Source organism: Nocardia sp. NPDC004415 (assembly GCF_053602435.1).
Genome location: NZ_JBSGDP010000067.1, coordinates 22,968 through 33,116, shown reverse-complemented (window position 1 = coordinate 33,116; position 10,149 = coordinate 22,968). Strand labels below are relative to the sequence as shown.

9 protein-coding genes are annotated in these 10,149 nt (G+C 68.3%); 5 read left to right on the top strand and 4 right to left on the bottom strand.

The window, feature by feature from the left end:
- Positions 1–236 precede the first annotated feature (236 nt).
- Together ACWEMY_RS24925 and ACWEMY_RS24920 are read left to right on the top strand one after the other, a co-directional pair.
- Positions 237–1,847: a GMC oxidoreductase gene (locus ACWEMY_RS24925; protein WP_452391957.1), complete on the top strand. Its 1,611-nt coding sequence runs from the start codon at positions 237–239 to the stop codon at positions 1,845–1,847.
- A 66-nt stretch (positions 1,848–1,913) separates the two neighbouring features.
- Positions 1,914–2,819, top strand: coding sequence for an ion transporter (locus tag ACWEMY_RS24920; RefSeq protein WP_452391956.1), 906 nt, complete (start codon positions 1,914–1,916; stop codon positions 2,817–2,819).
- On the opposite strand, the gene ACWEMY_RS24915 is transcribed toward ACWEMY_RS24920, so the two are convergent.
- The 3 genes from ACWEMY_RS24915 to ACWEMY_RS24905 all read right to left on the bottom strand — a co-directional run bounded on the left by ACWEMY_RS24915 (position 2,806) and on the right by ACWEMY_RS24905 (position 5,180).
- Positions 2,806–4,008: a low temperature requirement protein A gene (locus tag ACWEMY_RS24915; protein WP_452391955.1), complete on the bottom strand. Its 1,203-nt coding sequence runs from the start codon at positions 4,006–4,008 to the stop codon at positions 2,806–2,808. The two genes, ACWEMY_RS24920 and ACWEMY_RS24915, sit on opposite strands and share 14 nt — an antisense overlap.
- Positions 4,009–4,050: 42 nt before the next feature.
- Positions 4,051–4,509, bottom strand: a complete 459-nt coding sequence (locus tag ACWEMY_RS24910; protein WP_452391954.1) for an SRPBCC family protein — start codon at positions 4,507–4,509, stop codon at positions 4,051–4,053.
- A 98-nt stretch (positions 4,510–4,607) separates the two neighbouring features.
- Positions 4,608–5,180, bottom strand: coding sequence for a TetR/AcrR family transcriptional regulator (locus ACWEMY_RS24905; RefSeq protein ID WP_452391953.1), 573 nt, complete (start codon positions 5,178–5,180; stop codon positions 4,608–4,610).
- 71 nt (positions 5,181–5,251) lie between these two features.
- On the opposite strand from ACWEMY_RS24905, the gene ACWEMY_RS24900 reads away from it, so the two are divergent.
- The 3 genes from ACWEMY_RS24900 to ACWEMY_RS24890 all read left to right on the top strand — a co-directional run bounded on the left by ACWEMY_RS24900 (position 5,252) and on the right by ACWEMY_RS24890 (position 8,265).
- Positions 5,252–5,824, top strand: a complete 573-nt coding sequence (locus ACWEMY_RS24900; RefSeq protein WP_452391952.1) for a dihydrofolate reductase family protein — start codon at positions 5,252–5,254, stop codon at positions 5,822–5,824.
- A gap of 137 nt (positions 5,825–5,961) precedes the next feature.
- Positions 5,962–7,227 (top strand): aspartate kinase, encoded by a 1,266-nt coding sequence (locus ACWEMY_RS24895; RefSeq protein WP_278260645.1) that lies wholly within the window; start codon positions 5,962–5,964, stop codon positions 7,225–7,227.
- 3 nt (positions 7,228–7,230) lie between these two features.
- Positions 7,231–8,265 carry an aspartate-semialdehyde dehydrogenase gene (locus ACWEMY_RS24890; RefSeq protein ID WP_452391951.1) on the top strand — a complete coding sequence of 345 codons (1,035 nt, stop codon included), beginning with the start codon at positions 7,231–7,233 and terminating at the stop codon, positions 8,263–8,265.
- Positions 8,266–8,318: 53 nt separating this feature from the next.
- On the opposite strand, the gene ACWEMY_RS24885 is transcribed toward ACWEMY_RS24890, so the two are convergent.
- Entirely contained in the window at positions 8,319–9,668 is a 1,350-nt protein-coding gene (locus tag ACWEMY_RS24885) for a serine hydrolase domain-containing protein (protein WP_452391950.1), read from the bottom strand.
- Positions 9,669–10,149: the final 481 nt, after the last annotated feature.

The following is a 10,149-nucleotide window of genomic DNA, read 5'->3' as shown; positions in this document are numbered from 1 at the left end:
GCTCCTTCGTCGCCTACGCCGCGGCGCCTGACCGGCGGCCCGGCCGCGACCGGCCACTTCGTGGCCGCCGCTCCTCGGGGTCGCGGGTGCGGGGCTGAGAGTGCGTGGCCGTCGCTTCTCGGGTCGCGGGTGTGGGGCTGGGGTGTGAGTGGTGACAAATTGGCTTCGCTCCCCTGGGAGGCCCGGGTTTTCGCGGTATTGTGCGGCTCGGTCATGCGTGATGAGGAGGTGGCCTGGTGCACAGACGTGCCTTTTTCAAGGCGGCGGGGCTGGCGACGATCGCCGGTGCCGTGGGAACGAACCTGACGATGCGGGCGGCGGCGGCCGACCCGCGTGAGGCGATGTTCCAGTCGTGGGTGCCGGAGATCTTCGCCCCGATTCCGGACGCGCCGGAGCATTCGCCCGCCCTCGTGATCGGCTCGGGGTTCGGCGCGTCGGTCACCGCGCTGCGGCTGGCCGAGGCGGGGATCGTCACGACGGTGCTCGAGCGGGGCTCGCGCTGGCCGAACGACCCGTGGCGCGAGATCTTCACCGGCGACGACCTGCCCGACGGCCGTGGCTTCTGGCATCGCACCAGCTTCACCGGCGTCACCAAGGTGCCGATGAGCTTCGGTTCCTTCGGCGGCGTGCTCGATGTCACCGAGTTCGCCGGGATCGACGTGTGGCGGGCCGCGGCGGTTGGCGGTGGCTCGGTGGTGTTCACCGGCGCGATGGTGGCGCCCGAGCGCAGGCTCTTCGACGAGGTGTTCGGCGGAGTCGTCGATTTCGGCGAGCTCGAGCGCGTCTACTACCCGCGGGTGCGCCAGATGCTGCGCCTGGACGCCATGCCCGCCGACATCTACCACTCCGAGCCGTTCGCGCACTCGCGCGCCTGGGACGACCAGGTCCGCGCGGCGGGCTATCAGCCGGTGCCCAACGACTCGATCTTCACCTGGGACGTCCTGCGCAGCGAACTGGCGGGCACCTCACGCCCCTCGGCCACCGCCGCCCGCTCCAACCTGGGCAATTCCAACGGCGCCAAGTTCGACCTGAACCAGAACTACCTGCGTTACGCGACCGAGACCGGCAAGGCGCAGGTCTACCCCGGCCACCAGGTCGAGGGCATCGCCCAGGACGGCAACGGCAAGTTCGTGGTCACCGTGACGAAACTGGACCCCACCGGCCGTCACCTCGCCACCCGCACCCTGACCTGCGACAAGCTGTTCCTCGGCGCGGGTTCGGTGGGCACCTCCGCCCTGCTGGTCCGCGCCCAGGCCACCGGCGCGCTGCCCAATCTCAACGAGCACATCGGCGACGGCTTCGGCACCAACGGTGACGTGGTGCTGGCCCGGGGCGCCAGCTCGGTGGCCGGGCACGGCCAGGGCGTGCCCAGCGCCAGCCGGATCTACGACGAATCCGGCGCGCCGCTCACCCTGGAGAACTGGTACATCCCGGGCATCCCGTTCGAGACCGGCGCGCTGGCCTCGCTCGGCATGGTGCTCGACTCGACCAGGGCCCGCTTCGGTTACGACGCCGGTTCCGGTGGCGTCGGCCTGAACTGGCCCGACGCCGCCCAGCGGTCGGTGGTCGACGCGGCCCGCGCGGTGGACCACCGCATCGCCGAGAAGGCGGGCGCGCTGGCCGAGTACGGCGCGCTCGGCTACGACGCGAACGCCCGGTTCACCGCGCATCCGCTGGGCGGTGCGGTGCTCGGCCGGGCCACCGACGCCTACGGCCGCGTGCACGGGCACCCCGGCCTGTACGTGATGGACGGCGCCGCCATCCCCGGCAGCACCGCGACGGTCAATCCCTCGCTGACCATCACCGCCCTGGCCGAACGCAATATCGAGGCGATCCTGCGCGGCTGAGCCCGCCGAACACGCCCCCGATCGGGCACCCGCAACTGCCCGCGCCGCGGCGGGGGACCAATTAGCGTGGGCGACAGCAGCGCCGGGCCGGGTGGCCCCGACACCGCGGCCCCGGGCCGCCAGACAGCAGGAGCACGGGTGGTCTCACCGGGTATCGAGCGGGTCGAGGCGTTGCCGGACGTGCGCGCCAAGACCCCGTCGCTGCGCACCGACATCGTCATGCTGATCCTGGCGATCATCTCGGTGGCGCTGGTCGTGTGGATCACCTTCTTCCCGGTCTCCGGCTCGACCTATCACGCGATCGTGGTGGTGGACTGGAGCATCTGCGCGGTGTTCCTGCTGGAGTTCCTGTGGCGCTGGCGCCGGGCGGGCTGGCCGTGGACCTTCCCGTTCGTCTACTGGTACGAGGTCCTTGGCATGATCCCGGTGACCAGCCCGATCTTCCGCGGGTTCCGGCTGTTCCGGATCGTGGTGATCCTGCTGCGGCTGGGCCGTGTCGCCGACCGGGCGCTGGGGGAGCGGGTCACCGCGACGATCGTCAACCGGTTCGTCGGCACCATCGTCGACGTGATCAAGCGCCCGATGACCATCGCCATCCTCGACGAGGTCTCCAAGGTGCTGCGCACCGGCCACTACACCAAGAACATCGCCGCGGCGCTGGAGGAGAACCGCGCCGAGGTCGACCAGATGATCGTCGACCTGATCAAGAACGACCCGCAGACCGGCAAGCTGCGCTACATCCCGTTCCACGACGACATCATCCGGCTCGTCGCCGACACGGTCTACCGCATGCTGCGCCAGCTGCTCGACGACCCGCGCACCGACGAACTGGTCGCCGACATGCTGCGCGAGAACCTCGACCAGATCAACGACGCCGTCCGGTCGGGGGTCAGGGTGCCGCCGTCGCATCGCGGCGCCACCCCCGCCGAGCACGGCGTGCGCCATCACCTCGGTCAGGTCAAGCGTGTCTGATCCGGTCGCGCGGCTGGGCGAAGTGCACCGTCTCCCAGATGACCAGCCCGGCCAGTAGCGCGCACAGGATGCTCAGCGAGGCGAGCGCGGGCAGGTTCGCCGCGACCGGGATCAGCGCGCACAGCGCGACGGCCACGACCACCCGCTCGACCGACACCGATTTCGTCGCACAGTACTTCGCCACCACCACCCCGAGCAGGAACAGCGCGGGCCCACCGTAGAGCGCGGCGAGCGGAATGCCGTAGAGCGCGTCGGTGAGCGTGTGGTGCGACGAATCGCCGACGTAGTAGAGCACCTTCTTCAGGCCCAGCGACAGCGCGATGACGCCGACGATCATCGGGAAATGCCCGTAGGTGTAGCTGTTCTGGGCGATCTTGATCTGGTGCGCGCCCCTGGCATGGGCGAAGGCGTGCTCGATCGAGATCGCCGCGACGTCGAAGTAGAGCCACCACAGCAGCCCCGAGACCGCCAGCCCGAGCATCGAGCCCACCGCGATCGGCCAGGAGATCGGCAGCCCGGCCACGCCGATGCCGATCGAGACGATCGATTCGCCCAGCGCCACGATGACGATGAGCCCGTAGCGTTCGGCGAAGTGCTTGGCCGAGTTGATCCGCCAGTCGGTACCCGCGGCCCAGGTCCAGATCATGTCGCCGGCGATGGCGGCGATCCAGAGCACGATCTGCACGACCCCGGAGGTCATCGCGGCCACGACCAGCAGCGTGGTGCCGACGGTGATCGATCCCAGTGCCCAGCGCAGCAGCTGTCCGCGCAGTTGCGGGTCGTCGGCGCTGATCGCCCAGAACAGCCCGACGTGCACCAGTCGCACGATCAGGTAGGCGATGGCGAACACCAGCGGCCCGAACCAGCCGCCGGGCAGGTCGGTGAACGCTTCGGGGATGGTGAGCGCGGCCAGGAACGCCCCGCCCATCGCCACGAACATGCCCACCCGGGCGGGCCCTTCGTCGGCGCGCACCACATTGCCCAGCCAGGAGTAGGCGATCCACAGCCACCACATCAGCGCCAGGACCAGCACCGCGCGCAGCGCGTTCACGGCGGTGGTGTCGTGGGCCGCCAGGTCGGTGACCATGGTGAAGGCGAACACGATCACCAGGTCGAAGAACAGTTCGATTTGGGTCACCGAGGAGTCCGCGGTGACCGGCCGGAACCGCGGCCGTCGTGTACCGATCATGGCGCTCATCGTCGCACCCCGCGGCGATGAGCGCCGGGAACGTCAGCCGACGGCGTAACCCGCGTTCCCGGCGTAGCGCTCGGCGAAGTCGATGAAGTTCGAGACGGCCTCGTCGTGCACCTTGCGCAGGGAGCGGTTGAACAGGATGCCCGGGATCGGCAGCGGGAGCTGCAGCTCCACGTGGTAGTCGATCTCGGTGCCCTCGGGTGCCTCGAGCAGGTCGAACCAGCCGTGGCCCTTGGAGCCGCGGCTGCTGTCGACCACATCCCAGGTGACCCGGTGCGGTTCCCAGCTGTATTCGAGGACCTGGGAGTCGGAATTGCCCATGAAGTGGGCGGTGGCGAAGACGCGGCGTGGCCTGCCGTCGGCGTCGCGTGGGCCGACGCGGACATCGCTGTAGGAGGTCGACCACTCCGCCATCCGATCGACGGCTAGGAGCGCGTCCATGACCTGGTCGATCTCAGCCTCAACGGTGAATCGGATGTCGATCTTCGAGCGCATCTGTGTCTATCCTCCGAACCCCCGCTGTCTTCGCGCCCGATTGTGCACAGTTGTACCAGTGATCGTCAACACGTCTACGGTCTGGTCAAATGACCGGGTCAGCCGGGTATCGCCCGCTCGACGGCGGTTTCGATCAGTGCCAGGCTCTGCTCTTCGGTGAAGATTCCGGGCAGCGTGAGGTGTTCGACGATGAGCCAGTTCAGCGCCAGATAGAGCAGCAGCACCGAATCCGCGTCCCCGGGCAATCCGGATGCCAGGTGATTGCGAATGTTGAACTCGACGTTGGCGCGCACCCGCTCGGTGAGCACCGCGCGCAACTCCGGGCGCCGGGTGGCCTCGAGGCGCAGTTCGAGCAGGGCCAGGTAGGCGGTGCGATGCGCTTCCAGCCGGCTGACCACCTCGCGCATCAGCACCGCGATGTGTTCCTTGGTCCTCGGCCCGTTGCTGACCTGTGCCATCGCCTCCGCGCTGGGCGCGATGACCTCGTAGAAGCGGATGCCCGCCTGGGTGAGGAGCTCGTCGCGATTGGCGAAGTAGTTCGACGCCGTCCCCGCGGGCACCCCGGCCTGTTTGTCCACCGCGCGAAAGGTGAGCCCCCGCGCCCCCTCGGCCGCGAGTACTTCGATCGCCCCGTCCAACAGGGCTTGACGCCGCTCCGGATTAGTCCGCACTTGACACCACTCCATTCGTAGTACTACGTTCAAACCACTTCAATCAGAGTACAACAACTGAGGCGGTACCCATGCGAAAGCTTGTCTACTACATCGGCGTCTCCCTCGACGGCTACATCGCGGGCCCCGGCGGCGAGGTCGACTTCTATCCGACCCCGGCCGACTACGTGGCGTGGATGTCCGCCGAATTCCCCGACGCCATGCCGACGCACATCCGCTCGCACGTGGGCGTCGACCCGCATCTGCCCGCCAAGCACTGGGACACCGTGCTGATGGGCCGCGGCACCTACATCCTCCCGGGCGAGCACGTCGAGAGCCCGTTCCAGCACATGAAGCAGTACGTCGTCTCGCGCTCGCTGAGCCAGGCCGATCACCCTGGCGTCGAGATCTTCGCCGGTGACCCGGTCGAGCTAGTGCGCGAACTCAAGCAGCAGGACGGTCTCGACATCTGGCTGTGCGGCGGCGGCAACCTGGCCGGTCAACTCCTCGGCGAGATCGACGAGATGATCCTCAAGAGCTATCCGGTGGTCGTTGGCTCGGGTGTATCGGTCTTCGGCGGCGTCTTCCAACCGACACAGTTCACTCCCGTGCGACGCAAGGAATTCGACAACGGCGCGCAGGTCACCTGGTTCGAGCGGGGCTGATTCCGGTGGTCAGCCACAGGTGACAAGCCTGTGTCGTTTTCCACAGGGTAGGGAGGTAGCGGCGGATCGGGTGTCCGGCGGCCGGTACTCTTGGTCGCTGATAGCAGCTCGATTCCCGATCGTGAAGGACCATTGCCGTGGCTCTCGTTGTTCAGAAGTACGGAGGATCCTCGGTGGCCACCGCCGAGCGGATCCGGCGCGTCGCTGAACGGATCGTGGAGACCAAGAAGCAGGGCCACGACGTGGTCGTGGTCTGCTCGGCCATGGGCGACACCACCGACGAACTCCTCGATCTCGCCGAGCAGGTAGCCCCCGCGCCGCCCGCCCGCGAGATGGACATGCTGCTCACCTCCGGCGAGCGCATCTCCAACGCGCTGGTGGCCATGGCGATCCACTCGCTCGGCGCCGAAGCGCGCTCGTTCACCGGTTCGCAGGCGGGCGTGATCACCACCGGCGCGCACGGCAAGGCCAAGATCATCGACGTCACCCCCGGCCGCCTGCAGGAGGCGCTGGCCGACGGCCAGATCGTGCTGGTGGCGGGCTTCCAGGGTGTCAGCCAGGACAGCAAGGACGTCACCACGCTGGGCCGCGGTGGTTCCGACACCACCGCCGTCGCCCTGGCTGCCGCACTGAAGGCCGACGTCTGCGAGATCTACACCGACGTCGACGGCATCTTCAGCGCCGACCCGCGCATCGTCGGTGACGCCCAGAAGCTCGACAACATCTCCTACGAGGAGATGCTGGAGATGGCGGCCTGCGGGTCGAAGGTGCTGATGCTGCGCTGCGTGGAGTACGCGCGCCGCTACAACGTTCCCGTTCATGTCCGGTCGTCCTACACCGACAAGATCGGCACCACAGTTTTCGGATCGATGGAGGACATTCCCGTGGAGCAGGCAATCCTGACCGGCGTCGCGCACGACCGCAGCGAGGCCAAGGTGACCGTCGTCGCCCTGCCCGACGAGCCGGGCTACGCGGCCAAGGTGTTCCGCGCGGTCGCCGACGCCGAGATCAACATCGACATGGTGCTGCAGAACATCTCCAAGGTCGACACCGGCAAGACCGACATCACCTTCACCCTGCCCAAGACCGACGGTGCCCGCGCGGTGGAGATGCTCACCAAGCGCCAGGACGAGATCGGTTTCGCGCAGGTCCTCTACGACGACCACATCGGCAAGGTCTCCCTGGTCGGCGCGGGCATGAAGTCGCATCCGGGCGTCACAGCCACCTTCTGTGAGGCGCTGGCCAACGCGGGCGTCAACATCGACCTGATCTCCACCTCGGAGATCCGGATCTCGGTGCTGGTGCGCGACACCGAACTCGACGAGGCCGTGCAGGTGCTGCACAAGGCTTTCGATCTCGGCGGCGACGAGGCCGCCGTCGTCCACGGCGGAACGGGGCGTTAGGCAATGGGTGTACGTGTAGGAGTCGTCGGCGCGACCGGTCAGGTCGGCGCCGTCATGCGCAAGCTGCTCGAGGAGCGCAACTTCCCCGCCGACGAGGTGCGGTTCTTCGCCTCGGCCCGCTCGGCCGGTAAGACCCTGCCGTGGCGCGGCGGCGAGATCGTCGTCGAGGACACCGAGACCGCCGACCCGTCGGGTCTGGACATCGCGCTGTTCTCCGCCGGTGCCACCATGTCGCGGGTGCAGGCGCCGCGCTTCGCGGCCGCGGGCGTGACCGTCATCGACAACTCCTCGGCCTGGCGCAAGGATTCCGACGTCCCGCTGGTGGTCTCCGAGGTGAACCCCGAGGCCACCCGCACCCTGCCCAAGGGCATCATCGCCAACCCGAACTGCACCACCATGGCCGCGATGCCGGTGCTCAAGCCGCTGCACGACGTGGCCGGGTTGCAGCGCCTGATCGTGTCGTCGTACCAGGCGGTGTCGGGTTCGGGCCTGGCCGGTGTGGAGGAGCTCGCCTCGCAGATCCGCGCCGTGGCCGCCGACGCCGAGAAGCTGGTGCACGACGGTTCGGCCGTGGACTTCCCCGCCCCGAACAAGTACGTCGCGCCGATCGCGTTCGATGTCATCCCGCTGGCCGGTGCGCTGGTCGACGACGGCTCGTTCGAGACCGACGAGGACCAGAAGCTGCGCAACGAGAGCCGCAAGATCCTCGGCCTGCCCGACCTGCTGGTCAGCGGCACCTGTGTGCGCGTGCCGGTGTTCACCGGGCACTCGCTGTCGATCAATGCCGAGTTCGCCGAGCCGATCTCGGTCGAGCAGGCGCGCGAGCTGCTGGGCAAGGCACCGGGCGTGCGCCTGGTGGACGTGCCCACCCCGCTGGCCGCCGCCGGTCAGGACGACTCGCTGGTCGGCCGTATCCGCCAGGACCCGGGTGTGCCGAGCGGCCGTGGTCTGGCGCTGTTCATCTCCGGCGACAACCTGCGTAAGGGCGCCGCGCTCAACACCATTCAGATCGCGGAAGTCCTGCTGAACAACCGCTGAGTTCACTCTCGTCCAGGCCGGGTGCGTCCGATGACGCACCCGGCCTGCGTCGTCTACCGGATGCCCGGCGTGCGCGGATCGTTGCCCACGCACACCAGCACCGCACAACCCGGCGGAATACTCGAGAACGGCGCCGCCAGTGGCTGATTCAGGCACGCGAACACGGTGCACCCCGGATAGGCGCCCGGCCCCACACCGAACACGGCGAGCAGGATCTCCGAGTCGATGAGCTTGGCCGCGTCGAAGTCCAGCGGCGGCTCCACATACGGCGCGGCCACCGGCACCGGCGTATCGGTGAAGGCGGCGAAGAGCCTGCGGAAGAACTCGTGCGGCAGCTCCTCCGGGTGCGCGATCACCCCGCTCGCGCCGTAAGCGGACTGGTTGCCGAAGGTGCCGGTCCACATCACCGTCAGATCCAGGCTCGGGATGAAGAAGACGTTCTGCAACGCCAGCCCGGACATGAAGAAGGTGTCGGCGGGCAGGAAGTCCGGCGACTCGGCGCAGTCGGCACCCACCCAGAACAGGTACCCGTAGCAGGGATTCGCCGCCGAGGGGGTGCGCGCCCGGCGCAGGTAGTCCGAGGAGATCACCCGCGTGCCACCCCACTGCCCGTCATTGGTGACCAGCAAGCCGACCTTGGCCAAGTCGTTGGGCGGCAGCATGAGGTGGGCGTAGCCGTAGGTGTGCCCGGAGCGGTCGCGCGCCCAGTAGTAGTCGCTGCGCGGGATGCCGAGCGGGTCGAACAGTTGCCGCTGCGCGAAGTCCTGGAGTGGCTCGCCCACGGCCAGCTCGATCACATACGACAGCAGGTCGACATTGCGCTGGCTGTAGCTGAAGGTGGTGCCCGGCGGGTTGGTCAGCTCCACGGCCAGCGCCTGCACCGCCGAGTTCGGGTCCACCGGGATCACCGCCGTGATGCCCTCGCTGAGCACCCCGACCTTCATGCCGGAGGTCTCGGTGAGCAGGTTCTCCACGGTGATCGAGCGATGGGCGGCGTCACCGAGGCCCGGCGGCAGGTAGCGGTCGATGGGCGCCGACACATCGAGTCTGCCCTGATCGGAGGCGATTCCGGCGAGCAGCGAGACCACCGACTTGGTGACGCTCCAGATGTTCCAGGCGACGTTGCCGGTCTCCTCGTTGCGCAGCCCCTCCCCGACGAGGCAGTTGTGCCGGAACACCTGCACATTGAGCCGATTCCGCGTCGCCGCGAACTGCAACGCCTCGGTCAGCTTGCCGGGGTCGAGCCCCACCTGTTCGGGACTGGCCCGTTGCAGTTCACGCTCCGAGGTCACCGCGCAGGTGGCCGGGGTGCCGGGTGCGGCCGGTGCCGGGCCGGCGAACAGGCTCGCCGAGGCCACAACCGCCACAACTGTTCCCACGAAGAATCCCCTGCGCTGCCCCATGCGGGGAGGGTAGACCTCCCCACCTGCCGTAACCCGTAAAGCACGGCCGCTGTAGACCCTGATCGAGCCGAAGTTTCATCTCCCCGTAACCCTCGCCGCGACGACGAACGCCGCCAGGTCGATGAGGGAGACCTGGCGGCGTTCGGAGTCGAAGGGGCACCGCGGTGGGTGACCCGTCAGGGTGTCGGCGCCCCACAAGCGCCTCTCGGCGGGTGGTCGCTCGAAGCGACAAATAGGGTGAGGCCCGGGGCTGTTCGGACGCCGACACGGGGTTCAACGAGGGTCCCCGCCGAATAATTCCGGCGCCCCGATGTGACGCGCGCTACGTGCGGGAGGCAGGCCCGCTCGGGAGCGGCCCTGCCTCGAAGTGTGTGGCTCAGACGTTGCTGAACCAGTAGAGCAGGCTGGCCAGCAGCCAGACGACCAAGGTCTCCATCGTCGTTCTCCCTCTGTGATCGGTCCCTCAATCATCCCGAAGATC

Excerpts from the sequence above, each read along its gene's own strand:
- ACWEMY_RS24915 (WP_452391955.1), bottom strand. The coding sequence starts at position 4,008 with ATGATCGGTACACGACGGCCGCGGTTCCGGCCGGTCACCGCGGACTCC.
- ACWEMY_RS24910 (WP_452391954.1), bottom strand. The coding sequence starts at position 4,509 with ATGCGCTCGAAGATCGACATCCGATTCACCGTTGAGGCTGAGATCGAC.
- ACWEMY_RS24900 (WP_452391952.1), top strand. The coding sequence starts at position 5,252 with ATGCGAAAGCTTGTCTACTACATCGGCGTCTCCCTCGACGGCTACATC.
- ACWEMY_RS24890 (WP_452391951.1), top strand. The coding sequence starts at position 7,231 with ATGGGTGTACGTGTAGGAGTCGTCGGCGCGACCGGTCAGGTCGGCGCC.
- ACWEMY_RS24885 (WP_452391950.1), bottom strand. The coding sequence starts at position 9,668 with ATGGGGCAGCGCAGGGGATTCTTCGTGGGAACAGTTGTGGCGGTTGTG.